We start from the raw sequence: 26,709 nt of genomic DNA, 5'->3' as shown, positions 1-26,709 counted from the left end.
GCTTCTAAAAGCTGCTTTTTTTATTTATGTATTTATTAACGCGCTAATTTAGCTAAGAGTTCTTCTTTAGTTAAATTGCTCGCTTCAGCATCACGGCGACCTTTATATTCAAAAGTACCCGCATCAAGACCTTTTTCACCAATCACAATACGGTGTGGAATACCCATTAATTCAAGGTCAGAGAATTTAACGCCTGGACGTTCGTTACGGTCATCAAGTAATACGTCAAAGCCTTGGGCTTGAAGTTCTGCATAAAGCGCTTCTGCTGCTTCAAGAGTACGTGGTGATTTGTGTGCATTCATTGGAACAATTGCGATTTCAAAAGGAGCAATCGCTTGAGGCCAAATAATCCCTTTGTCATCGTAGTTTTGTTCAATTGCAGCTGCAACTACGCGTGTCACACCAATACCATAACAGCCCATTGTTACTGTAAATGGTTTGCCATCTTCACCGAGAACTTTACATCCTAAAGCTTCAGAGTATTTAGTACCAAGTTGGAAAATATGGCCCACTTCAATACCGCGTTTAATTTGTAGTGTACCTTTACCATCTGGAGATGGGTCACCTTCAACCACATTACGCAAATCGAAAACTTCAGTAATCTGTGCATCACGTTCCCAGTTTACGCCTACAGCATGTTTGTCTGCCTCATTTGCACCAGCAACGAAGTCAGAAAGAACAGATGCAGCACGGTCAACAATTACAGTGATGCCTTTTTCAACTAAACCTTGTGGACCAGTGAAGCCAGCAGTTAAGCCAAATGCTTGAAGTTGTTCTTCTGTGGCAAACGCGAGAGGAGCGGCCACTAAAGGATGCTTCTCGGCTTTAATTTCATTAAGTTCGTGGTCACCACGTAAGAATAGGGCAACGACAGGTACATTGCCTTTCTCATCAGCAACGCCTTGAACCAATAAGGCTTTTACAGATTGTTTAGGGTCAGCATTTAAGAACTGGCAAACATCAGCAATTGTTTTTTGATTTGGTGTTTCAACCAATTTAAATTCTTGTGTAGGCGCTGCACGCTCACCCACTAAAACAGCTTCAGCCATTTCAACGTTTGCTGCATAATCAGACTCAGTTGAAAATGCAATGTCATCTTCACCGCTTGCAGCTAATACGTGGAATTCATGTGAAGCTGAACCACCAATTGAACCTGTATCTGCTTGTACTGGGCGGAAATCTAAACCTAAACGAGTGAAAATACGGCTATAGGTGTCATACATCACATCATAAGTTTCTTGTAATGATTCTTGAGTTGCATGGAAAGAATAAGCATCTTTCATGATGAACTCGCGTGAACGCATTACACCAAAACGAGGGCGGATCTCATCACGGAATTTGGTTTGAATTTGATAGAAATTTACAGGAAGCTGTTTATAACTTTTTAGCTCGTTACGTGCTAAATCGGTAATCACTTCTTCATGTGTAGGACCAAGCACAAACGGATTGTCGTGACGATCTTTGAAACGTAATAATTCAGGACCATATTGTTCATAACGACCCGATTCTTCCCACAAGCTTGCGGGTTGAGTTACGGGCATGAACACTTCCATAGCACCTGAACGGTTCATTTCTTCACGAACAATGGCATCAACTTTTTTAAGCACACGTGTTCCCATCGGCAGCCATGTATATAAACCAGATGCCAATTTACGAATCATCCCCGCACGTAACATGAGCTGATGTGAAATCACTTCAGCATCGTTTGGGGTTTCTCTCAACGTTGCAAATAAAAAGCGGCTTGCGCGCATGGAAAAAGTCCTAAAAGTTAAGCGTTATAAAAACGCGGATTATACGATAGTCGCTGCATTATGACATGAATCGTCGGGTTTGACGCAGCATAAAGTTTTTCAAGTCATCCAGATAAGTGAAAATGACGGGGACAACCACAAGAGTCAATAAGGTAGAGGTAATGACACCCCCAATTACAGCATGAGCCATTGGTGCACTTTGTTCACCACCTTCACCTAAACCTAGAGCTAATGGAACCATACCCATCACCATCGCACTTGTTGTCATCAAGATTGGGCGTAAACGGGTTTTGCCTGCTTGTAAAATAGCATCATAACGACTTATCCCATCTTCCATCGCTTTTTTAATAAAGTCGATAAGCAAAATCGCGTTTTTGGTTACCAGCCCCATCAGCATAATAATGCCAATAATTGAAAATAGATTTAGGGTACTCCTAAATAAGAATAAGGCCAGGAAGACACCAATCAGGGACAATGGTAAAGATGCCATAATCGCAGCAGGGTGAATAAAACTATTAAACTGAGAACCCAACACAATATAAATAAATACAATCGAAAGGGTAATTGCCGTTAACGCATAACCCGCAGATTCAGCCATATCGGCATTTGCCCCTTGAGTATCAAAGGTATAACCAGCTGGCAATTTGAATGCTTTTTGCATTTTATCGATATCTTGACCGATATCCCCACTTGGACGTCCTGAAGTGTTTGCTTCAATTAAAACTTCACGTTCAAGGTCACGTCGGTTAATTTGCGAAGCTCCAAGTTTTTCTTGGGTTGTGGCTACGGCGCTTAATGGAACTAAAATATTTTGCCCATTTGCATTGGTTTTATTCGAGTTGAGATATAGGTTCTGAACATCTTGGGGAAGCACACGTTTATTTTCATTTAAACGGATATTCACATCATAAGTTTCGCCGTCACGATCTTCCCATGTTGTGACATTGTCACCTGCAATGAGTGGTCGAATCGCATTCGCAATTTGAGAAACAGATAAACCTAAATCACTGGCCAGTACACGGTTAATATGTACACCTAAAGTCGGTTTAGGTTCTTTTAAAGAGCTTTCTAAATCGACCACACCATCAATTTTTTCCATTTCAGCCATGAAACGATCCGAGATTTTTTGTAGTTCATTTAGATCAGATCCTTTAATAGAAATCATGATTGGCTTTTGACCACCAGACACTGAGTCTTGAGCAGCAGCGACTGAAGTCACTCGGATGCCAGCTACACTTTGTAAACGATCACGGAATTCATTGTTGAGTGTTGTCAGGTCTGCACTACGTTCTTGTTTTGGTTTTAGGGTGACTCCTAAACCTGCATGGTTTTTACCGGAGTCGACTTCACTGTTAACCACTCCATAAGTAGAAACGACATCAGGGAATTGCCTAATAATCTGATCAACCTGATGTAATTTTGCTTGGGTATATTCTAAAGAAGAATCAACTGGGGTTTCGAACTGAATACGAATTTCACCTTTATCTGGTGTAGGTACAAATTCGGTTCCGATCATTTTTGATAAGCCTAATGCCACAACCAATGAAACAATTGCAATAATGACTGTGATGAAACGAAAGCGTAAGGCAAGCTTTAAAAGCTTTTCATAGATATGCGTTAGGCCATCTAATAGATTAGAAATATAGTTAAAGAAACGTTGCAGTCGACTTTCTTTTTTCTTTACAGGATCTTTCCAGTGTGCGGAAAGCATTGGGTCGAGTGTAAAGCTGATGAACATGGAAATAAGAACAGCCGTACTTACAGTTACCCCAAATTGGTAGAAGAAACGCCCAATTAAGCCTCCCATAAAGGCAACTGGTAAAAATACCGCCACAATGGTGAGTGTGGTTGCAAGTACTGCTAACCCAATTTCTTTAGTACCGTCTAAAGCCGCGGTGACATGGTCTTTGCCGAGCTCTGTATGTCTGACAATGTTTTCCCGAACCACAATTGCATCATCAATTAATAGACCAATACTCAGTGACAGGGCCAACAGTGTCATCATGTTAATGCTAAACCCAAATGCCCAGATGAATGTTAATGTGCCAAGTAGGGTAATCGGTAAGGTTAAACCTGTAATAACTGTAGAGCGGAAAGAACCTAAAAATAGTAAAACAATTAAAACTGCTAAGACTGCTCCTTCAATAATGGTACGAACAACGTCTTTAATTGAAGCACGAATACCTTTAGAGCTGTCAGCGACGACTTTATAATTCAAAGCCGCAGGCATTTGAGCTTTTAGCTTCTCTAAGGTTTGATAAGTCTTATCAACAACCTGAATTACATTAGCATCGGAACTTTTTAAAATATCGACAGAAACCGCTGTTCTTCCATTATAAAAAGCACTTGATTGCAGTTCGGCTTGAGTATCTTCAACGGTTGCTACTTGTTTTAGAAAAATAGGGGAACCATTTTTATTAGCAATAACTAAATCACCAAATCCAAGAGGATGGATGACTTTTGATTGAATCTGAACAACCAGTTCAGAATTCTTTTGTTGTAAGGTTCCTGCAGGTACTTCTATATTTTCATTTTTTAGGGTGTTAATGACCTGATCAATACCAATACCATAGCTTTGTAATTGTTCAGGATGAACCTTAATCCGAATTTGACGTTTAGCATCACCTAGTAAATTGACATTACCCACACCAGAAACAGTTTTAAGCTGAGGTACAATTTTTTTGTCTACATAGGAGCTTAATTGAGCCAAGCTCATGCTGTTCGATTCAAACACGACTGACATAATTGGGCTAGATGATGGATCGTAGCGTTGTACAATCGGTGTATCAATTTCATCGCGAAATTGGGCAATAACTGGAGCAATTTTGTCGCGAACATCCTGTGCTGCAATCGCCGAAGACGTATCAAGATTAAACTCTGCAATCACCATCGAAAGCCCTTCACTTGAGCGTGAAGTGATTTGTTTAATACCCGAAATGGTATTGATTTGATCTTCGAGTTTTTTGGTAATATCCGATTCAACTGCTTCAGGTGAAGCACCCGCATATTGCGTAGTGACGACTACGAATGGGAAATCAATATTTGGAAACTCTTCAACGGTCATACGTTTCCAAGATGCTAACCCGAGTACCATTAGACTGAGCATCATCATGATGGTAAAAACGGGGTACTTCACACTAATTCGGGTAAACCACATAAGCTATTTGCTACCTTATTTATTTTTTTCGGTTGTAAGCGTCACTTTTTTATTGATATCAGAATCTTCAAACTGAATACGACTTACCTGATCTGTACTTTGTAAACCCTGAACTAAAGCGATATTTTCGTTGTATCGTTGCTCAACCACTCGAATTTTGACTTTCTGAATCGTTTGATTGCGTATTACCCATACAAAAGGATCATGTTGCAGATTTTGAATGCTATCTAAAGGAATGGTTTGCCCCTGATTGCTATCATTATGCAAAATAATACCGTTAATAAACGCACCAATACTTAATGAATCAATCGCTTCTTTAGGGCTCGCAAAGAATTCAATTTGTCGGCTGTCTTGGTCTGCTACAGGTGAAATACGGGTCAGTATGGCATGTAATTGTTTCGAGTTACCCTGAATCTGATACTGGATAGAGCTACCTACTTTTAAGGCAGATTGTTGCTCAATAGGTAGTTTCGCTTGTATTTCTAATTGATCCGGATTAACGATTTCAAATAATGTTTGTCCAACCGAAACGGTTTGTCCCGGTTCAACTTGTCGTTTCGTAATCACACCTGAAATGGGGCTAGTAATAATACCGTCTCGATCAGCTTTTTTAGCAATATCCACATTGGCTTGTTGAGCTCTAACACTTTCAAGTTGACCTTTATAATCCACCTGACTTTGCTCAAACTCTACACGGGCAATAAAGCCTTGATTGAGCAATCTTTGTTTTCGATTCATCAAATTACGTGCAAGTTCTGCTTGTGCCTGAGCAGAAGCAAGATTAGCCTGTGCCTGAGCTAAGCGTGCAGCGTTGTCTTGATTATTTAATCTAACTAGGACTTGGCCTTTTTGTACCTTTTGACCTACATTGGCTGTAACGGCAGTTGCTGTTGCACTAACTTGGGCTTGAATAGAACTTTGTTGTACTGCACGAATAGTTCCTGTAAAAGCGGTTTGAGCGGCGAGTGAGCCTTCTTTTACAGGAATTAAATCTTGAGGAATGAGTTCAATTTTTTTAGGTTCAGATGCTGTTGTTTTTGGTACTTCTTGCTGGTTACATGCAGCTAAGATTAAACTCAGACTGATCAAGCTTAATTTAAAAAAAGTAGAAGGGGTAAGATGCGTTGTGCGCATACAGCATCATCCTGTAATTCAAATTTTATTTTGCCCCTATTCTTGATAAAGCTGTAACCTTATTCAAGCTTTTTTAAACGTTCGATAATATTTTCATAATCTTTATTGGTGCGATTATAGGTTTTCGAAAGTATTTCAAGTGTTTGTTTAACCTTATTAATATTCATAAGATTGTTTTCAATCAAGGTTTTATGTCTTTCGGGAACTTGTTCACCCTTACGAAAATATTCCATTTCTTGCCGTTTAAATAAAATTTTGTCTTGTTGTAATTGGCTCAGTTGGTCCTGCTGATAATTTATTTGTTTTTTAATTGCCAATAATGCTTGGTCTCTTTTAATCGTCGCAGTTTTACTATTGCTATATGCTCTTTTTAATTTGTTATCTTCTTCTCTATATCGAGCTGATAATGCACGCTGTGAGGACTGATTTAAATCGGCTTCAGAATTATAAGGATGATTTCTTTTAATGACCTGCATATTCTGGTCGAGTGCTTCATATCCATAGCGAATATGAGCCGGTGTTACGGATGTACTAATATTCGCAATACCATGCTGATCATAATAACGATACCAGACAGCTTTAGGAGCTGCATTTGCAGCCAACGTTGGGGAAGAGAAAAACAGTGCTCCGCAAGAGGCAATGCCTATAAATACAGACAAGCAGTTCCTATAAAAGGCATATTTCATCCGCTTATTCATAAAATTCCCCAAAAAAGAAAGGTAAGTCACTTATTTTTAAATAATTAATCTTAAATATATTAGTTATTATTTAACTGAATAAAAATATCGACATTATAAAAAAAATGATAATTTTTTTGAAAGTGTGATGAGGTTAAAAGTTATTGTTTATAAATGAGAAAGTAGACAAAAAGCTTTCATTGAAAATAGAAGTATAGATATGTTAAAAATGCGTATAAATCTGTAAAAACAAATTTAAGTTAAATTGCATTTATATTTTATGTTATGGGGATGGAAGATTAAATGGAAGATGCATTCCAAAATCTGAAAGTAATGGTTATTGATGACTCAAAAACTATTCGCCGTACCGCAGAAACTCTATTGCAACGCGAAGGTTGCGAAGTGATTACTGCTGTCGATGGATTTGAAGCTTTATCTAAAATTGCTGAAGCGAATCCGGATATTGTTTTTGTAGATATCATGATGCCTCGTTTAGACGGTTATCAAACTTGTGCTCTGATTAAGAACTCTCAAAATTATCAGAACATTCCCGTTATCATGCTCTCTAGTAAAGATGGTTTATTTGATCAGGCAAAAGGGCGTGTGGTAGGTTCAGATGAATACTTGACGAAACCTTTTAGCAAAGATGAATTGCTAAATGCGATTCGTAATCATGTAAGTTCATAATAAGTAATTTGAGGGCAAAAGAAATGGCACGTATTCTCATTGTTGATGACTCACCAACAGAAACTTTTCGTTTTAAAGAAATCCTAACTAAGCATGGCTATGACGTACTTGAAGCATCTAACGGTGCAGATGGTGTGACTTTGGCAAAAGCTGAGCAGCCTGACTTGGTATTAATGGATGTGGTCATGCCAGGTGTAAATGGTTTTCAGGCAACGCGCCAGATTACCCGTGATGAAGACACGAAGCATATTCCGGTGGTGATTGTGAGTACTAAAGATCAGGCAACTGACCGAGTATGGGGTAAACGTCAAGGCGCAATCGATTACTTAATCAAGCCAATCGAAGAAAAGCAATTAATTGATGTAATTAAACAATTTCTAAATTAACTCATCCATCCATAAAAACATAAATAACGGGATAAATACGCCCGTTTTATAGGATCGAGTATGGCAGCGAATGGATTTATCGAGTTACTTCGTTTGTCTAAACGGGGTAATAAGAATTACGCTTCAGTTCAAAATGAAGCACAGCGATGGTCAGGAATTGCTTTTGAAATGAGAGGGCAATACTTCGTCGCACCACTTGGGGAAGTGTCAGAAGTTATCTATCCACCGAAATATACACCAGTTCCAAATACTCAAAGTTGGGTCAAGGGATTGGCAAACATTCGTGGAAGATTACTTTCGGTATCTGATTTGGCTCATTTTATTTCAGGGCAGCGGAGTTCATTTTCGTCTACCCAAAAAGTGCTGTGTATTAGCCATCATGACCAGTATGTGGGGTTGGTTGTGGATCAGGTTTTGGGGATTCAGCACTTTAATAAAAAAAGTTTTTTTTCCGAGAGTTTAGACTTAGAGGAAAACCTAAAAGAATATTGCCAAGGGTATTTTCACCAACACAATCAACATTGGCATGTCTTTTTATTTAGTCGGTTATTGCAAAACCCACACTACATGAACGCATCGACAAAATTTATAAACTAATTTTTATGCTGTGAATGAACAGCGTATTTTTCTGGGGAGAAGCTGTATGGGCTTTAAACTTAAAAAGAAAAGTGGCAATCGCGGTGCTACCGGAAAATCGAGTGTCAATTTTATTGCAAAAATCCAGTCAAAAATTGAGCAGTTTGCCAGTTTATTTGGGGAAAGTGAAAAGTCCAAGCCTATCCTTTATGCAGCGCTGTTATGTTTAGTATGTGCGTTAATTTCATTAGCTTATCTATTTTATAATGTACCTCGTCATAACCAGTTAATTCGAAGTCTTGGTGAGTTACGTCTGTTATCTCAAACCATTTCTAAGCAAGCAACTGAAGCAACAGAGTCGGGTTCTCAAGAGGCGATCACAAAGCTACAGCAATCTAAAAAAGACTTTGATGAGAACTTACTTGAAATTGAAAATATTCACGGTAAGTCGACCGATGAATATCAAAAAGTTGAGAAAATATGGGGTGAGGTTTCAAAAAATATTGATTTGATTTCATCACATCAACGAGTACTTAACCAGTTATATGATACCAACATCTCGATTAGTGAAACGGTTCCAGAGATTCAGGCAGAATATAACTTGATGGTCGACCAAATGGCTCGCCAAGGTTTGCCAAGTAGTCAGGTAATTATTGCTAAAAACCAGGTATTTATTGCAGAGCGTATTTTACGTTCGATTAACTCGGTGTTAAGTGGTACGGACGGAAATGTATCAACTAGTGACTTTAGTGTCGATATTGAGACTTTTGGTACCTATTTAAATGCTGAACTGAATGGTAATGCCGAGTTAGGTGTTGATCGTATTGCTGATCCGGCTTTACGTGAATCTTTAGAAAGTATTAAGTCTGAATATGACAAAGTCTTAAAATCTGCTGCTGCAACGGTATTAAAAAATGGTAGCCAGATTGTCAATGTTCGTCAGGCTTCTTCTCAGATTTTCTCTAAATCGGATGTAATGTTGGAAAGTCTAGGACATTTATCTGATGTTGCAAGAAAGAACTGGCTCACCTTATTTTTAGGTGCTGTTCTTATTCTTTCATTAGGCGGACTAATTTTCTCTGTATTCAAGTTAATTACACTACGTAGTGTAATGGATAAGCAACGTGTTGCTCGATTACAGGAAGAATATGACCGTAACCAGAATGCGATTTTACGTTTACTTGATGAAATTGCCGACTTGGCGGATGGTGACTTACGTTCATATGCAACTGTATCTGAAGACTTTACGGGTGCTATTGCCGACTCGATTAACTTCGCAATTGACCAACTGCGAGATTTGGTTTCACGAATTCATGAAACCTCTCAGGAAGTTGCACGCTACACACAAGATACGCAAAGTATTACTAACCAGTTAGCAGAGGCATCAGAACATCAGGCGCAAGAAATTGCAGGTGCTTCTACTGCCATGAATGAAATGGCACAGTCAATTGACCAAGTATCTGCCAACGCTTCTGAATCTGCGGAAGTAGCACAGCGTTCAGTACAAATTGCATCAAATGGTGCACAAGTGGTAAATCGTTCAATTGAAGGTATGGATACTATTCGTGAGCAGATTCAGGAAACTTCTAAACGTATTAAGCGCTTAGGTGAGTCTTCTCAAGAAATTGGTAACATCGTATCGCTCATTAACGATATTGCAGACCAAACGAACATCCTTGCATTAAATGCAGCAATTCAAGCATCTATGGCAGGTGAGGCTGGTCGTGGTTTCGCCGTGGTTGCCGATGAAGTACAACGTCTTGCTGAGCGCTCAGCATCTGCAACCAAACAGATCGAAACACTGGTTAAAACAATTCAGACCGATACCAACGAAGCCGTTATTTCAATGGAACAAACAACGACGGAAGTTGTACGTGGTGCGAATTTGGCAAAAGATGCGGGTATTGCACTGGATGAAATCCAAAAAGTATCGGGTGACTTGGCAAAATTGATTGCGAGCATTTCCGACGCAGCAAAACTTCAGTCAGCATCTGCGAGTCACATTGCAACCACCATGACGGTTGTACAAGAAATTACTTCGCAAACAACAACGGCAACGTTTGACACTGCTCGCTCCGTATCAGAGTTGGCGAATATGGCAGAGTCATTACGTGAGTCAGTAACGGACTTTAAATTACCAGACTAAATTGGGGGATAAGAATAGCTATTCTCATATCGCTATTCTTTTAAAAGTATGAGCAGCGCCAGACAAATATTGGGGAGATAGTTATTTTTCTGGTGTTGTCTCTGTAGTTTTCCCCACTCAGGGGGTAAGCAAAAGAAGCCTTTGCTATGAAAGAAATATTAAAAACTTTAACTGAAGCAATGACGCTACCTGAAGATAGCTATTCTGAACAAGATGCTGAGTTTCTTGAGATCTTCATTGAAGAAATTGAAGAGATTTTTGTTGATTTGCAACCTTTGATAAATAAATGGATGCAGTCTGAGAATATTGCTACGCTCACTGAAATTCGTCGTCATTTCCATACCTTAAAAGGTTCCGGAAGAATGATTGGCGCTAAATCTTCAGCTGAGCTTGCGTGGACAGTTGAAGATACACTCAACCGGGTAATCAACCAAAGCTTACAATTAACGCCAACTATTCAGAGCTATGTGCAGTTAGTATTTAAGTTCTATTTCCTTAAATTAGTAGATAATTTTAAGCAAAAACGAGCACATACCTTAGATTTCAGACCTCTTATTTTATTAGGCCAACAACTACAACAACAGCAAAGTTTAGAACCAGCTTTAGAAGAGCTTTTACAACTTTCAAATACGCTTACGGCCGAAACAGTGACTGGTCTTGAGCTAGATTATATTGAACAAGATTCGTTAGCCGAGCCAATCATTCAAGCTACTCATACTGAAATTGAAATAAATCTAGATGAAACTTTGACCTTATTTATGGAAGAGGCGGAAGAACATTTAGCCACGATTCATCAATTTTTGGATCAAGAGTTACATCAGTACGACAGTTATAACGCTTTAATCCGCGCTTTACATACTTTGCGTGGTAGCTCTGCAATGGCACAGGTCGAAACAATTTTCGAGGCCAGTACCAAAGTTGAGCATTTATTTAAAATACTGCTACAAGAAGAGTTATCTTCTCACTCTGAAGAAATTTTATTATTACAAGAATATCGTGAGTTTGTTCGAGATAGCTTGGAACTACTATCTAGATATAGTTCAAGTGAACAGCTCGAAGCGAGATTGCAGCAATTTAATCAATCTTGGGATGCATATGTTGAGCAACATGGTGACCGAACAGATCCGTTAATGCCTTCTCATGGCTTGGTATCGCAATTATTACAATTAGATGTTTCTGAATTACTGGATGCAGAATTAGATTTTGAGAAGGGTATTCGTAATGAGTTTCCTGATTATCTTGAACGCCTAAGTGAACAGGCTGATTTATTACTGCAACATACACATTCTCAAGCAATGTTGGGTTTACATGAATATACCAGCCAACTGAAAGAAAGTTATGAAGTGCTGCTTGATAAACCTACTTTATTACAATCAGACTATATATTTGAAATTTATCAAAAAGCGCATCAACAGCTCATTCAATTATTTGATGCTTTAGCTGCTGGTCAGCGAGTCGGTATTGTTAAGCAACATCAAAGTATTTTAGAAGAATTAAAACTTTATACGCAGTACACTCCAGACCTATCAAATGACCTGCCTCAGCAGGATTCGACATCTTTTGAACCAATATCCAATATTGAACAAGAGCCAGAAGTAGTAGCTACTGTAGAGAATTTCTCAGACTCTGTAGACTGGGCGGTATTAGGTCAAAGTGTGCAGCAAGATCGACAATATATTTCATCTACACAAGTGAATCGAAATTTTGATGCTGATCTTTTAGATATCTTTCTTGAGGAAGCTGAAGAATTACTTGAGGGAATTGATACCGATCTTAATATTTGGGTAGGTGAGCAAGAAAACTTTGCAGCTCTGAACAACCTAATGCGTTATTTGCATACCTTGAAAGGGGGAGCAAATATGGTTCAGGCAACGTATCTTGGTTTGATTGCCCATGAATTAGAAAGCATTTATGAGCGTTTAATTCAAAAGCAATTAGTAGCAACTTCAGATTTAATTGATTTTATTCGTTTGGTTCAAGATGACTTGGCTGACCGTTTACAAATCATGCGTGAACAACAACTAGATTATGCAGCCCCTTACACAATTAACGCATTAAAACGAGCGGGTCAAAACTCTAACTTCCAACCTTTACCAGTGGTTGAGGCATTTGATACTGAAAGTGAGATATTCTCTGAGCAAGAGGTGATATCTGAAGTAATAATAGATGAGATACCAGTAGAACTTGAACCTGCTCTTGCAGAGTTAGAAACTCATCACGATCAGGTATTCGACACAGCGGCTACCGAGTTAGCTACTCCAGTTGAAGTAATTACCTCGGTTACATCGCAAGAGAGTGAAATTGCAGCTGATGAACAGGACATTGAGGCTGTTGTTGAACAGACGTTCCTGGAAGAAGCTACTGAATTGTTAGAAATGGCTGAATCGCTATTAAAACAATGGTTTGAACAGCGTACAAACCGTAGTATTTTGCTTCAGCTTCAAAGAGCCGTGCACAGTTTAAAAGGTGGTGCACGGATGGTGGGTTTAGAAGCCGTACAAGCAATTGCCTACCAACTAGAAAATGCTTTTGAACAATTTGCGCTACATCACTTCAATTCGAATATTTATGATCATTTATTAGAAAGTGCGATTGCATGGTTAAAAGATGCAATTTTCAACCACAATTATCAGCATTTCGATGGATTACAGCAAAGTTTAGAAAATATTCAATTCTTTGAAACTACAATCCAGATTCCGACTAAGTTAACTAGAGCGGACTTGTTTAACTCAGAACCGGTGATGACCTTTATACAAGGTGATGGTACAGAGCCTCCACCAATGATGGGAGCATGGGAGCAAACAGAGCGTCTGGATCAGAATAATGAAATGATCCGTGTTTCAGCTGACTTAATCGAGAAAATGATTGATTTGTCTGGTGAAAACTCCATTAACCGTTCACGAATTGAAATGGACCTAAGCCAATTTAGCCATACACTAGTTGAAATGGAGTTGGCGATTCAACGACTTGCCGATCAGTTGCGACGAATGGAAGGTGAGTTAGAAACACAGATTATTGCTAAACATGGAATTGAACATTCTCGTTATACTGACTTTGACCCATTAGAGATGGACCAATATTCATCTTTAAATCAATTGTCGAAATCGCTTGCTGAATCTGCATCGGACTTGGTCGACTTTAAAAATACGTTATCTGACAAAATCAGAGATACCGAAAGTTTGCTTTTACAACAATCACGAATTCAAGCGGAAATTCAAGAAGGTTTAATGCGGACACGTTTGGTCCCATTTTCGCGTTTATTGCCGCGTTTACAACGAATTGTTCGTCAGACGTCTACAGCATTGAATAGACCTGCTGAGCTTTTCGTAAATAATACGGAAGGTGAGTTGGACCGCAATATTTTAGAACGGTTAGTGACTCCGCTTGAGCATATGCTCAGAAACGCAATTGACCATGGTTTAGAAGACCGAATGCAGCGGCAACAAGCAAATAAACCGGAAACAGGGCGTATTGAACTTAATATTCAGCGTCAAGGTACGGATGTTGTGGTTGTCTTTAGTGATGATGGTCAAGGCATTGATGTTGAAAAAGTACGTCAGAAAGCACTCCTTGCCGGATTGATCAAGCCAGAACAAGACTTAGAACAGCAAGACATACTGCAACTCATTTTCCATCCGGGTTTAAGTACAGCAGAGCAAGTCACTCAGATTTCCGGGCGTGGTGTAGGTCTTGATGTCGTGCAGAGTGATATTAAGTCTTTGGGGGGACATGTCAGCGTTGAATCCGTCTATGGGCAGGGAACAACATTTACGATTCGCGTACCGACTACAGTAGCGGTAAGTGATGCCTTAATGGTTAAAGTGGCAGATCAACAATTTGCGATTCCACTTGCTCAAATCGATCGAATTATTCGAGTGTCACCAGCCTCTTTAGAGCAGTATTTTGAAAGTCCTCAAGAACTATTTGAGTATGAAAATAAACGTTATCCATTACGTTATCTTTCTGAATTTGTTGGTAACCAACCCATACCACGTTTAAATGGTGTGATGTATTCATTACCTGTGTTAATGATTAAAGCCAATAATGGCCAAACTGTGGCACTACTTGTTGACCAGTTAATTGGCTCTCGAGCACAAATTGTAGTGAAACCAATTGGTCAACAGTTCTCTAGCATTGGAGCAATTGCAGGCGCCACAATTTTAGGTGATGGACAGGTCTGCTTAATTTTAGACGGACAAAATATTGCGCGACAAATTCAGTCAACTCAGCGTCATAAACAACTTAGTGAAGCAGTGTATAGACACCGAGAGTCTGATGAACGCCGCCTCATCATGATTGTAGATGACTCAGTAACTGTACGTAAGGTCACGTCCCGATTGCTTGAACGTCAAGGCTATGATGTGGTTACGGCTAAAGATGGTGTTGACGCCATAGAGCAGCTAGAAAATATTAAGCCAGATTTGATGCTACTTGATATTGAAATGCCACGTATGGATGGTTTTGAGGTTCTCAATCTTGTACGACATCATGATATGCATCAATACATGCCAATTATTATGATTACATCCAGAACAGGCGAAAAACATCGTGAACGAGCATTCTCGTTAGGTGTAAGTCAATATATGGGTAAACCTTTCCAGGAAGAAGAGTTACTAGAGAATATCGATGCTTTACTTGTAGCGTCTGACAGTGAGGTCAAATCATGAAAGGTAGTGTAAATACATCATTGATCGCTAATATGGACCAACAAGAGCTACAGCATCTTATTACAGTTTCAACTGGTTTTATTGACGCTTATATCATTGAATGTAACGATCAGGTACCTATGCTATTGCCACAAAACATTGTGTTGTCTGCCATGGATGTAAAAAATGGCGTAAAACATATTGAATGGCATGATGTGAAGCTACCCGTCTACTCAGTACATAACACAATTGATCAACATGCAGTAGCATTAGTGATTGAAGGGGAAGATATTAGCCAACGTTTTGCATTAATCTGTAAAACAATGCCAGTTTCTACTCGTCTGCGTATTTCTGAAATTGTCGATGAAATGGATGAGCATGAGGCTGAACAACACCCAGCAGTATTTAAATATGTGCGTATGCAAGATCAACGCTACTATATACCTAACTTAGAATATATTGAAAAATTACTTGGTTTATAAAAGAAAAAGGAACTCTTTTGAGTTCCTTTTTTATTTTATTGAGCTAATAAATTTTCTAAAATTTGCTCATAAATATCAGTTAATGGATCAAGATCATGTACATCAACATGTTCATTAATTTGATGGATAGTTGCGTTTAGAACACCGAGTTCTAAAACTTGTGCACCTGTTGGAGCAATGAAGCGCCCATCAGATGTACCACCACTTGTTGAAAGCTCAGTCTCAGTACCAGTCACATTTAAAATAGCAGTTTGAGCTGCGTTAACTAATTCACCTACTGGAGTTAAGAATGGTAAGCCAGACAAATTCCAGACAATTTCATATTGCAAGCCATGCTTGTCTAAAATTTCATGAACACGTTGTTTAAGCTGTTCTGCTGTAACCTCGGTTGAATAGCGGAAATTAAAAGTAACTTCTAAAGCACCAGGGATTACATTGGTTGCGCCAGTACCTGCATGGATATTTGAAATCTGGAATGAAGTTGCAGGGAAATACTCATTGCCATTGTCCCAAACTGTTTGGCACAACTCAGCTAACGCTGGGGATGCTTCATGAATTGGATTACGTGCCAAGTGTGGGTAAGCTACATGACCTTGTTTGCCTTGAACCTTCAATACAGCATTAAGAGAACCACGACGGCCATTCTTAACAATATCACCTAATTTATGAGTACTTGATGGTTCCCCAACCAAACACCAAGTAATTTTTTCATTACGCTTTTCCAGTGTTTCGATAACTTTAACTGTACCGTTAACAGCAGGACCTTCTTCATCTGAAGTAATTAAAAAAGCAATTGAACCTTTATGGTTTGGGTGTTTTGCTATAAAACGTTCAGATGCAACTACCATTGCAGCTAATGCAGTTTTCATATCTGCTGAACCACGACCATATAATTTGCCATCGCGAATTTCTGGTGCAAATGGGTCTGAATTCCAAGCGTCTAAACGTCCTGTTGGTACTACGTCGGTATGACCAGCAAAACAAAATACAGGGCCTTCGGTTCCACGTCGAGCCCATAAATTATCGACATCTCCAAAGCGCATAGGTTCAATATGGAAGCCAACCTTAGCTAAGCGCTCAGCAATAATAGTTTGGCAAGTATGATCAATAGGAGTAACAGAAGGCTGTTGTAAAAGTTCTAAGCTAAGCGAGAGAGTGTCTGAGTGGTTCATACCGGAAATTGCGTACTGATGAGGTGAAATATAGTCCGATATAATAGGCGAATCTCTAAAGGATGGGTATTTAAAAATAAAAAAACCTTATCGAAACGATAAGGTTTTTAAATGTTAAGCATAACTTACATTTTATTTTCAGTTTTTTGTGCGGTGTTAGTTACAGCATCACCAGCTTTAGAGACATCTTGACCAAAACCCTTGAACGTATTACAACCTGTTAAAACAAATGCCACCATTACAGATGCGACTAAAACTTTTTTCATCATTTTCTCCGTATAAATTTAATAATGAAGTAAATTTAGATTAAAAAACAAACGGAAAAAGAAACATGATTGTTTAATAGTAAAAACGTTATAAATTGTTTCTATAAGGACGTGGTCTCTTGTAAAATACCGTTATTTTTGATGAGAGAAGGTTTTAAGCTTAGTAAAGCAGGGTGCCTGAACATATAAAATCGGGTTTCATTAATATTTTGACAATATAGGCCATCAGTCCACCAATAAGCAGTGTTTGAACTCGCTTTTTGATGAGGACAAAGCCATTCATGTCTTTCTAAGCGGTAAAAGTCAGATTTAGGGATTTCTGTACCCCAAGTACCTAAGCGACGTTTTAAATTTACCCATTCAGGAATAAGCTGTTCTTGAGGTAAATTTAGAGGAAGATAAAGTTGTCCTTTTAAGACAGCGAAACGTTGTTGAACTTTAAAACCCAAAGCTTCTGAAAATTGAAATTGTTTGTCAGTAAAGTGGTAAAGCTTTTTACTTAAAGTATCTTGTCTATTTAAACCAATCCATTGTTCTAAATTTAATTGACCTTCACCTAGGTAATATTTTAGAGCAACTTCCCAATGTTCAATTTCTTGAGTATTTTGATTTAAAACTAAAAAATCGAGTTCACCTAAAGTTTTTGCTCCATCAATTTTTTGAATACTATGGCCTAATAACTGATAAGGATGATATTGATCTTCTTGTAGCCAAAACCAAAGTAAATTTTCAAAACGTAAACCTAAGCGTGTGCTCTTAAGCCGAGACATAAATTGAAGTAAAGGTTCTGGTGCTTCATCAAGCTGCTTTAGGCGGGGTAAGTAATTTTGAAAATGTTGTTCCCAATTTTTATCTGTATGTAATTGAAAACTATGTCGAATAGTAAGGCTGCAGGGAAGTTGGCTAAGTAGGTTCGGGCTGGCAATTGTAAAGGCCAATTGTCTTACCATTGGGTGACTGAACTGTAACCATGGCTCAAAATAGGATGTTTTAATTGAGGCAATATTCATACGTTGAGTACTCGAAATAATTCATCCAAATTTCATGGTCAATCAACAAAACAATACCAGAAAAACACTTTATACTACGAGTAACAATAGCTTAAGGTTTATATATGCGAACATTGTTTTGGCGAACTCTGGTCGTGATTTTTATCACGCTTGGTATTATTGGAGCAATTTTACCAGGCATGCCGACAACAGTGTTTCTTATTCTGGCTGCTTGGGCGGCCTCAAAGGGATGGCCTCAGATGGATGCGTGGTTGTTAAACCACCCCAAGTATGGACCAACCCTGCGGGATTGGCGAGCAAATGGGACAGTACCGCGTAAGGCAAAGTGGATTGCAACCATTATGATGACCGCAAGTGGTATTCTGATGCTGTTTACTTCGGCGCCGTTTTGGGTCAAGGTTTTTACCGATACTACCATGCTTGTTGTTGCAATTTGGTTATGGCTACGTCCTGAGCCAAAATTAAAAGATTGATAATCTTTTAATTTTGGCGCAAGACAAGTTTCCCCATAATTTTTCATTAAAGCTCAAAATAGTTGAGTTGATATAAGAGAAGAAATTCGATGTCCCAATTTAAACTTGAAGATGCAGATATTCTTATCGATTTAGCAAATCAAACTTTAAGCTTACCTAAACATAATAAGTTTTACGTGGTCTCTACTGGCAAAAATGGAATTGGGGAACAAGAAAATACGGGTAAAACCCCACGTGGATGGCATCGGGTTGCTAAGAAATTTGGTATGCAATCTCCCAAAAATGCAGTTTTTATTGCACGGCAGCCCACAGGTGAAGTTTATAGCAGTGAATTAGCCGCACAATTTCCTGAGCGAGATTGGATATTGTCACGCATTCTTTGGTTAGATGGTTTAGAAGAGGGCTTTAACAAAGGCGAAGGCCACGACACGATGCAACGTTATATCTATATTCATGGTACACCTGATAAAGAACCGATGGGGGTTCCAATGTCACATGGGTGTATTCGAATGCGTAATGAAGAAATCATTGAATTGTTTGATTTAGTCTCTGAAGACGCATTAGTTTATTTGTCTGAACAATCTTTAACCTAAAATAGGATTTTAAAGATTATTGTTTAATTAGCCGAATGATCAAAATATTAAAATAAGTGCTTAAATAAAATACAAAAAATTGTTTTTTACTTAATAATGACTTATTTTTAATCATTCATTCGTATTTTTTTGAAAAGTTGTCGAAAAGCGTTTGACACCTGTTAAAGATTCTCTATAATGCACCTCACAAACGATGAAGACGTTAAGGGCGCTTAGCTCAGTTGGTAGAGCGTCTGCCTTACAAGCAGAATGTCGGCGGTTCGATCCCGTCAGCGCCCACCAAGCCTTTACGTTAAGATCTCAAGTGCAGCGGTAGTTCAGTTGGTTAGAATACCGGCCTGTCACGCCGGGGGTCGCGGGTTCGAGCCCCGTCCGCTGCGCCACTTAAGACTTAACATCGTTTACCCCACAATTGCGATATTGTGAAAGTGCAGCGGTAGTTCAGTTGGTTAGAATACCGGCCTGTCACGCCGGGGGTCGCGGGTTCGAGCCCCGTCCGCTGCGCCACTTTTATAAAACGCTTTTGCAGGGCGCTTAGCTCAGTTGGTAGAGCGTCTGCCTTACAAGCAGAATGTCGGCGGTTCGATCCCGTCAGCGCCCACCATAATTTGTGACCATACTTTATTTTTAAAGTATTGCAAGTGCAGCGGTAGTTCAGTTGGTTAGAATACCGGCCTGTCACGCCGGGGGTCGCGGGTTCGAGCCCCGTCCGCTGCGCCATTCTCTTGATTCCCTGATCTAGAGGATGTAATGTATAAAGACTGTGATTGTTGTCTTTTTCAATCAGGGCGCTTAGCTCAGTTGGTAGAGCGTCTGCCTTACAAGCAGAATGTCGGCGGTTCGATCCCGTCAGCGCCCACCATAATTTTTTCAAATTTAAAAAATTAAACACGCTAATTTATTTAGTGTTTTTTGCGTTTCTGCTCTTCCTATTTTTTATCTATCTATTTTATCTTTTTTGGTTAACTCTCTCTTTTCCATACTTAATTTTTGAGTTCGAATTATTATTACTATCGAGTTTAACTAAAGCTGCCATGCTGTAACGCAATAGCAGCTTTGTAAACTAAGATTAATACTCATTTAGAAGCCAGCCACTAGCGTATGCAAAATATTCACGTAGCCAAGCGTTGTAGCGAGTAATTAAAGGTGTTTCTGCAGCGACCATATAAACCTGTGTATAGCCTTGTTTCTTTGCAATAGCTGCAGCTCGTGGTGTATGGAAGTCACTTGTAACAATTGCAATGGGTTGATTAACATTAATATGAGCTTGTTCAAGTAAAGGTTTACTATTTTTAAGATTAAGTTCTGTACTTGTGCTTTTGTCTTCAAGGATCATTCGATCTTTTGCTATATGAAAATGTTGTTCCAAGTAGCGTGACATGACTAATGCTTCAGGTTCTTTTTCGGAAAAGTCTAAACCGCCTGTTAAAATAACCTTTGCTTGCGGTTGTGAAAGGGCAACTGGTGCTGCTGTGTCAAGACGCTTTGCAAGAATAGCTGAAGGCTGTCCATTTTCGACACCACTTCCTAAAACAATAATTGCTTTAACTGCGGGGAGATTTTGACTTGCGTCTTTATTTTCTTTAATAAAATTAAAAAAATAGCCTAAGCCAATTAACCAAATCCAGAAACACAACCACCCAAAACGCCAAAGAGTATGAAGCCGATAGTGATAGAAGAAAAACCGTTCTAAATGATAATAAAATAATGCATAAAGACAGAAGAATGCTCCTAAAACTAAAGGAACAAGTGTGCCTACATGAATTTTATTTAGAAAAGCTAGAAATAAGCCGTCCAAAAATAAAATTGAACCAATGACTGCTAAGAAAATCCGAATCCACTTACTGACTTGCATTGTGTTTAAAGCTGCAATTTAAATTGCAGACAGTGTATGCAAAATCATTCCAAATTCAATGCTGATTGTAATAAAAAGCCGAGTAAAGCATTTTGGCTATTACTCGGCTTTGTTATTTATTGATATTTAATAAACATCACGGCGATAACGGCCTTGTTGTCTTAACTCATCGACTTGTTCTTCGCCTAAAATATGAATAAGTGCTTGATCGACTCCACTTGCCATTCCATCAATACTGCCGCATACATAGAGTACTGCACCGCGTTCAATCCAGTTGATTAACTCCGCTGCATTTTGTCGGATGATATCTTGAACATAAACACGTTGTTCTTGATCGCGTGAGAATGCAAGATCAAGTCGTTTTAACATTCCCATCGTTTGCCAAGCTTCAATAGTTGATGCATAGAAGAAATCATGATTGCGTTGGCGTTCACCGAAAATTAGCCAGTTTTCAGTATAGTTATGGCGAGTTCGTGTATGAAGTAAGCTCATTAAACCAGCGATTCCCGTTCCATTACCAATACAAATAATTGGACGATTATCATCAATCAAATGAAAAGACTCATTGGTACGGATACGCAGTGCAACATTTTGATTAATTTCTGTATGTTGAGTCAGCCAACCTGATCCTAAACCTAAATTACCAGACTCATCATATTGTTGACGAACAACTAGACGTAATACTTGCTGAGAAGGGATGCTAGCAATGGAATATTCTCGCGTTGGTAGGGTAGGAAGTTGTTCTAGTAAATGGTCCAGATTGGCAAACGGTTCAATTTCACCAGTTAAATCTTTATTCCAAAGTGCCTTTTCAATAGAAACCTGTAGCGAGTCTACCACCGCATTTTTAAGAATGTGATGATGCTGTAAAAACTTATTAATACGCTCAGGACTGTTACCTGGTTGTATTTCAGCAATGTCCCCAGCTTGCCATACAGCTTCATGACTGGCAGTAAGTTCAATATTGTAGGCAGGCTGACCTAGACTATTTGGATTGAGTAAATCACGTTGTTGTAATGTCCAATTATCAAACACTTTTTCGATATTAACAGCATGCAAATCTAGTTTAGTTGCTTTTACAAGTGCCTGATTCCAGTTTTGAATATCTGCCGGATTTGCATTATCTACTTCTATAATATCGAAGAAGGCTTTGGCACCATTGTTTTTAAGCCATTCATCTACTGTGTGGCCAAAACTACAATAAGTATCCGGATATTCCTTAGAACCTAAAGCTAATACTGCATATTTGACATGTTGAAGTTCTAAGTTGGTTTTTAATAACTTTTTAGCAAAATTAGAAGCTAAGTCAGGTGCTTCTCCAGTACCATAGGTGCTAATCACAAATAATATTTGTTCATGTTGCTGTAAATCAGCTTCGGTTAATTGTTGTACAGATTTAACCTGAACTGGTTGATGCGCCTCTTGTAAGCTCGTTGCAGTACTCCACGCGAGTTGTTCCGCAACTCCAGTTTGGGTGGCATAAGTGATTAACCAAGGCTTAGCATTTTGGTCGATATAATGGCCTGCTAAAGACTGGCGAGCCGCTTGAGTAAGTTTTTTTTGCTTACGGCGTTTAAGGTAAAGCATCCATCCGGTAACAAAGAATAATGGCATGGCTAAAGAAGCAAGCATCGCCACAAATTGATAAACTGGTCCGAAGAAACTACCTCGGTGCACAGGTAACATACTGCTCATAATTTTTTGATTAAGCTTTTTATCTTCATAAAGCTCCATTTTTTCAATATTGGCAGTTTTATAGTTATAGACAGCTTGGTTACGTGCACGTTCATGTTGTGGCGTTGCATCTACAAAACTTAATTCAATTTTTCCATCATCTTTTTTAGGTAAGTTAACTGTTAAAGTCGAATAATCACGTCCAATCTGATTATTAAAACCACTCCAAGTTTGGTTAAGTGCGGTAATCAGTTGAGCATTATCTAGTTGAATTTTAGGCAATTGATCTTTATTTCGCCCAGATCCACTATGGCCTTGCATTTTAGGTTGTTCTACACCTAATACTTTGAACATACCACTACGCCACCAGTCATATGACCAATATAGACCTGTACATGCAAAAAGAAGATAAAAAACAATAACCCATGTACCTACAACAGCGTGTAAATCCCAAATAAAATTTCGACCTTTAAGTTTGGGCTTAACAGCAAGCCATTGACGTGCAGAGTGCTTTTTCGGCCAGCGTAAATATAATCCGCTCAAAACAAAATATATGAGCATTAAGGCACAAGCACCGGTAATTTGTTTACCGAACTCACCAGCAGTTAAGTTTCGGTGAATTTGTTGTATTAATAAAAGTAGTTTACGACCTTGTACCTCTGGTAATACTTGAGCTGTATAAGGGTTAACCATCATATTGTAGCCGCGTCGTTCGCCTTCTTTTTCAATGTTTACTACAGATGAGGCGGTAGGATCTTTGGCAATTGTAATGCTATTAATTTTAATTTCAGGCTGGATTGTTGTGAAATGCTGGTAAAGCTGAGCAGGGGTAAGCTTAGGTGAGCTTTGTGCTTGCACAACATAACTATCTGTATTTACCCATTTTAAAATTTGCTGATCATAAGAATAAATTGCGCCTGTAACACCCATAATGGATAAGATGAGGCCAGCACTAATACCCAGAAACCAATGAATTTGAAATAAAAACTTTTTAAACATGGTCGAATAATGTAAATATGATGGAGATCTTGTAACGAAGTATAGCCGAAGATTGAGTAGATAATATGGATTTTGGAGATAATATTAATTTTCATTATCATTTATTTTTAGCATAATAAAAAACCTCCTGTAAAGGAGGCTTTTTAAAGAGGTGAAATTATAAAGTTTTCGGTTCACCTACACTTTCTTTCAAATGCTTACGAATTGTATTGAAAGAAAAGTTTTTAGAGTCCATACGTTTAGGCAATATATATGCACCTTGTTGTTCCTGACCTTTAGGATCTTTTACTTTAAAGTTAACTAAAATAAAGTCAGGGGTGTTGTACCATTCATAGATATTTTTCCATCCGATAGTTCCAACACCTTCTTGTAAGCCCATTTGCTGGCGCATTACGATACCGTGAGGTTGTACACCTAAGCGAATACCTTTGATTTCCTGCACAGGAAACTCATTCATCTTACGCTTAACGTACCATTCCAAACCATATTTGCGGCCTAGGTAATAAAGTACTACACAGACAATAGCAACCCAGCAAATCACTGTAGAGTAGTTCTTGATAAAGATAAGACCTAAAATCGCAAGGGCTAAAATTACGCCCATAATCGCCCAGATTTTTGTGCTGATTTTATTGGTGCTGCGCCAGATAAGAAGTTGTGCATTACGTTGCTCAGCTTCTGATACCTCGTAAGGAACAGGCTGAAGCGTATAAGCATATAAAGTTTTCGCGGTCATAGTGCAAATAACAAATTGTAAACTGTTTTAAGTTTAGCATTAATTGGCATAAGTCAGGAAAGGATATTATGCCAATTTCATACTAAATTCTGACTCAAATTTATAATGATGCAAGTTCGCTAGCATCATTATCCAGATCATGACTTAGCCTTTGTTTTAACATACTAAATCGATTTAATACACTGAGCATCAACGATAACTGCTGTAAAATAATGAGCGATTTTTGGTCATCTTCATCATTTTGGCTTAAGCGCTGACGTATCGTCTGTAGCATATTTTGTGCCGTAAGATCAGGCATTTCATCTCTTAACAAAGCACCTTGTATATCATCTAAAGCTTGATCTAATACGTTAAGAACCGCTTGATCCTGAATCTTTTCTCGATGTGCTCCAAGTGCTGCGATATAACTTAAAAATGTATGATTGAGGCATAAAAATTCAAATATATCGGATTTACGAGTAGGGTCGAAGTCTGGCTCTGTTGCTAAAGTAGAAATAAGCGAAGCGACTTCTGCATCAGTATTATGTGCTGCTCGGCGGACAATACGGTAATTGAGGGCATGATTATGTCCTTCATGATATTGTTTTACCACTTCAGCTAAATAATTACATTGTGCTTGTAAGGAGCGTCGAATACTGCGTGGTAGGCGACGGAATTTCCAGTCAGGCCAAATAAAGGTCACGCCAAACCATGCTAAAGCACAACCAATTAGGGTATCAACAAACCTAGGAATAGCCGCAGCGACTGCCGAACCGTCCAGATTAAAGTTAATTAATGCCAAAATGGTAATAAAAGCAGTTGCTTGAGCATATTGCTTACTACGTAACTCGAAAAACAGTACGCCACTCAAAATTAGCATGACTAATTGCCCTTCCACAGAAGGTACTAAAAATACTATGCTAAGGCCGACAATAATTCCGACTAATGTACCCACAATACGTAAACGTAAGCGACGTTTTGTTGCGTTAAAGTTAGGTTGGCTAACAAATAAAGCTGTCAACATAATCCAGTAGCCATATTCGATATGAGTCATTTGAATAAATACATATCCAATAAAAAGAACAATCGAAACACGAATGGCATGACGGAACAGTACAGATTCAGGTGTTAGATTTTGTTTTATTCGAACAACAATATCATTCCAACCTTTTAGATCATCATCTTTAAGTTGGTTTTCAGCCTGCTTTACTTTGTCAGACTGAATATGCTGTTCCGTTTCTAAGTTGAGTAATTGTGAGTCAATAGACTTTAAGTTTCGGTATAAGGCAAAAAGAGCATTTACCCACAATAAGTCATACTGCTGATCATTTCTTAACTTTACTAAAGATAAGCGTAAATTCTCGAAACTCTGCTTAAAGCGTTTGTTATGGATATAGGGTTTACGCTGTAAAATACATTCATTTAGCTCTTGGCAAGCTTTACCCTGAATTGCCAAAATGCGCTGAAACCTAAATAAAATATCACTGTGCTGGAAAATTTTAGCTAACTTTTGATAGTCGATATGGGCAGAATCTGCACGTTCATGAATATCTTGTGCGACAAAATAATAATGTAGGCTACGGCGAGTTCCTTTTTGTCCACGGTCACCTTTTAAACGGGTTAAAAGGGCGGTTTTAAGATCATTAAAAATCGTTATTAATTTGCCATTTTCTAATGAAAGATCAATCATGCTTTGCTGATAACTCGCAGGAGTCATATCGACATCAAACAAATTGGATTTGGCAAATAGAAAGTCGCCTAATGAAGCATAAGAGGCCGCAAGTTTATCTTGAAGTTGGCGAACCGGAAATAATAAAAAGCTAATGGTTGCAATAAGTCCGTACCATGCTGCTCCCGCAACCAAAAGAGCTGGCTGAATATACCACTGGTCAAATAAATGAACTCCCAGCATGGTATAAACTGAAACAACCAGACATCCATAAGAAATTGTTGCGTAACGGCGGCCTAATGACCCTAGTAAAATCCAGCCAATACAAGAGGCAATCAGCCCTAGTGCAAAAAGCATTGGATAAGGGAAAAGTAATTGTACGGAAGCTGCGGTAATGAAGAAACCAATATAGGTGTAAATCAAATTCATGATTCGCACTGAAAAGCGATCATCAATATCACTTAAACCAGCTGCGACCACACCTAAAGTGAGGGGAATTGTTGCTAATTGATGTCCTAGAAAATAAGGCACGAACGCAGTTCCTGAAAAGGCAATCAGCATCCGCACGTTATACATAAATGAAGTGTTATAAGTCGCTCTTTTTAGGCGTTTAAACCAAGATTTCAAATGAAGTCCTTGCTGAT

19 protein-coding genes and 6 tRNA genes are annotated in these 26,709 nt (G+C 38.7%); 14 read left to right on the top strand and 11 right to left on the bottom strand.

Annotated elements, in window-relative coordinates:
* Nucleotides 1–35 precede the first annotated feature (35 nt).
* The 4 genes from EG365_RS04890 to EG365_RS04875 are packed head-to-tail and all read right to left on the bottom strand — an operon-like array spanning nt 36 to nt 6,740.
* Nucleotides 36–1,751 carry a proline--tRNA ligase gene (locus tag EG365_RS04890; protein ID WP_001202763.1) on the bottom strand — a complete coding sequence of 572 codons (1,716 nt, stop codon included), beginning with the start codon at nt 1,749–1,751 and terminating at the stop codon, nt 36–38.
* A 58-nt stretch (nt 1,752–1,809) separates the two neighbouring features.
* On the bottom strand, nt 1,810–4,908 hold the full coding sequence (locus tag EG365_RS04885) for an efflux RND transporter permease subunit (protein WP_000264364.1): 3,099 nt from the start codon (nt 4,906–4,908) through the stop codon (nt 1,810–1,812).
* A 15-nt stretch (nt 4,909–4,923) separates the two neighbouring features.
* A complete protein-coding gene (locus EG365_RS04880) occupies nt 4,924–6,042 on the bottom strand; it encodes an efflux RND transporter periplasmic adaptor subunit (protein WP_001260821.1) in 1,119 nt (372 codons plus the stop codon).
* Nucleotides 6,043–6,101: 59 nt separating this feature from the next.
* A complete protein-coding gene (locus tag EG365_RS04875; protein WP_001989943.1) occupies nt 6,102–6,740 on the bottom strand; it encodes a hypothetical protein in 639 nt (212 codons plus the stop codon).
* Between the two features lie 282 nt (nt 6,741–7,022).
* Between EG365_RS04875 and pilG the strand changes: the two genes are divergently transcribed.
* The 6 genes from pilG to EG365_RS04845 all read left to right on the top strand — a co-directional run bounded on the left by pilG (nt 7,023) and on the right by EG365_RS04845 (nt 15,642).
* On the top strand, nt 7,023–7,406 hold the full coding sequence (gene pilG / locus EG365_RS04870) for a twitching motility response regulator PilG (protein WP_000389061.1): 384 nt from the start codon (nt 7,023–7,025) through the stop codon (nt 7,404–7,406).
* Between the two features lie 23 nt (nt 7,407–7,429).
* On the top strand, nt 7,430–7,792 hold the full coding sequence (locus EG365_RS04865; RefSeq protein WP_000101096.1) for a response regulator: 363 nt from the start codon (nt 7,430–7,432) through the stop codon (nt 7,790–7,792).
* A 60-nt stretch (nt 7,793–7,852) separates the two neighbouring features.
* Entirely contained in the window at nt 7,853–8,389 is a 537-nt protein-coding gene (locus EG365_RS04860; protein WP_000729757.1) for a chemotaxis protein CheW, read from the top strand.
* Nucleotides 8,390–8,435: 46 nt separating this feature from the next.
* Nucleotides 8,436–10,514 carry a methyl-accepting chemotaxis protein gene (locus EG365_RS04855; protein WP_000505931.1) on the top strand — a complete coding sequence of 693 codons (2,079 nt, stop codon included), beginning with the start codon at nt 8,436–8,438 and terminating at the stop codon, nt 10,512–10,514.
* Between the two features lie 146 nt (nt 10,515–10,660).
* A complete protein-coding gene (locus EG365_RS04850; protein ID WP_000658903.1) occupies nt 10,661–15,181 on the top strand; it encodes an Hpt domain-containing protein in 4,521 nt (1,506 codons plus the stop codon).
* A complete protein-coding gene (locus EG365_RS04845; RefSeq protein ID WP_000678929.1) occupies nt 15,178–15,642 on the top strand; it encodes a hypothetical protein in 465 nt (154 codons plus the stop codon). Before EG365_RS04850 ends, EG365_RS04845 begins: the two co-directional genes overlap by 4 nt.
* Nucleotides 15,643–15,677: 35 nt before the next feature.
* Here the strand turns inward: EG365_RS04845 and dapE are convergent, their stop codons facing one another.
* The 3 genes from dapE to EG365_RS04830 all read right to left on the bottom strand — a co-directional run bounded on the left by dapE (nt 15,678) and on the right by EG365_RS04830 (nt 18,090).
* A complete protein-coding gene (dapE, locus tag EG365_RS04840) occupies nt 15,678–16,814 on the bottom strand; it encodes a succinyl-diaminopimelate desuccinylase (protein ID WP_001016571.1) in 1,137 nt (378 codons plus the stop codon).
* Between the two features lie 125 nt (nt 16,815–16,939).
* On the bottom strand, nt 16,940–17,083 hold the full coding sequence (locus tag EG365_RS04835; RefSeq protein WP_001984826.1) for an entericidin A/B family lipoprotein: 144 nt from the start codon (nt 17,081–17,083) through the stop codon (nt 16,940–16,942).
* Nucleotides 17,084–17,181: 98 nt separating this feature from the next.
* Entirely contained in the window at nt 17,182–18,090 is a 909-nt protein-coding gene (locus EG365_RS04830) for a DUF1853 family protein (protein WP_001017530.1), read from the bottom strand.
* Nucleotides 18,091–18,194: 104 nt separating this feature from the next.
* Here EG365_RS04830 and EG365_RS04825 point away from each other — a divergent pair, with 104 nt between their 5' ends.
* From EG365_RS04825 to EG365_RS04790, 8 genes are all read left to right on the top strand, one after another.
* On the top strand, nt 18,195–18,563 hold the full coding sequence (locus EG365_RS04825) for a YbaN family protein (RefSeq protein WP_001259501.1): 369 nt from the start codon (nt 18,195–18,197) through the stop codon (nt 18,561–18,563).
* 89 nt (nt 18,564–18,652) lie between these two features.
* Nucleotides 18,653–19,156 carry a cell wall-recycling L,D-carboxypeptidase ElsL gene (elsL, locus tag EG365_RS04820; protein WP_000077301.1) on the top strand — a complete coding sequence of 168 codons (504 nt, stop codon included), beginning with the start codon at nt 18,653–18,655 and terminating at the stop codon, nt 19,154–19,156.
* A gap of 206 nt (nt 19,157–19,362) precedes the next feature.
* Nucleotides 19,363–19,438: transfer RNA gene (locus tag EG365_RS04815), tRNA-Val, on the top strand.
* A 24-nt stretch (nt 19,439–19,462) separates the two neighbouring features.
* Nucleotides 19,463–19,539, top strand: a tRNA-Asp gene (locus EG365_RS04810).
* Between the two features lie 47 nt (nt 19,540–19,586).
* Nucleotides 19,587–19,663, top strand: a tRNA-Asp gene (locus EG365_RS04805).
* Nucleotides 19,664–19,684: 21 nt separating this feature from the next.
* Nucleotides 19,685–19,760: transfer RNA gene (locus EG365_RS04800), tRNA-Val, on the top strand.
* A 39-nt stretch (nt 19,761–19,799) separates the two neighbouring features.
* Nucleotides 19,800–19,876, top strand: a tRNA-Asp gene (locus tag EG365_RS04795).
* Between the two features lie 66 nt (nt 19,877–19,942).
* Nucleotides 19,943–20,018: transfer RNA gene (locus EG365_RS04790), tRNA-Val, on the top strand.
* Nucleotides 20,019–20,225: 207 nt separating this feature from the next.
* On the opposite strand, the gene EG365_RS04785 is transcribed toward EG365_RS04790, so the two are convergent.
* The 4 genes from EG365_RS04785 to yccS form a co-directional block, all read right to left on the bottom strand.
* The gene (locus tag EG365_RS04785) at nt 20,226–21,011 is read right to left on the bottom strand and encodes a YdcF family protein (RefSeq protein ID WP_001198163.1); all 786 of its coding nucleotides are present in this window, start codon (nt 21,009–21,011) and stop codon (nt 20,226–20,228) included.
* A 126-nt stretch (nt 21,012–21,137) separates the two neighbouring features.
* A complete protein-coding gene (locus EG365_RS04780; protein WP_000473046.1) occupies nt 21,138–23,684 on the bottom strand; it encodes a PepSY domain-containing protein in 2,547 nt (848 codons plus the stop codon).
* Between the two features lie 157 nt (nt 23,685–23,841).
* Complete coding sequence (locus tag EG365_RS04775) at nt 23,842–24,417, bottom strand: SdpI family protein (RefSeq protein ID WP_000125649.1); 576 nt, start codon at nt 24,415–24,417, stop codon at nt 23,842–23,844.
* Nucleotides 24,418–24,517: 100 nt separating this feature from the next.
* On the bottom strand, nt 24,518–26,692 hold the full coding sequence (gene yccS / locus EG365_RS04770; RefSeq protein WP_002016809.1) for a YccS family putative transporter: 2,175 nt from the start codon (nt 26,690–26,692) through the stop codon (nt 24,518–24,520).
* Nucleotides 26,693–26,709 lie beyond the last annotated feature (17 nt).

The sequence above is a fragment of the Acinetobacter sp. FDAARGOS_494 genome (assembly GCF_003812225.1).
In the GTDB taxonomy this organism is placed as follows: domain Bacteria; phylum Pseudomonadota; class Gammaproteobacteria; order Pseudomonadales; family Moraxellaceae; genus Acinetobacter; species Acinetobacter baumannii.
This window is presented reverse-complemented; position numbering and strand designations above follow the sequence as displayed.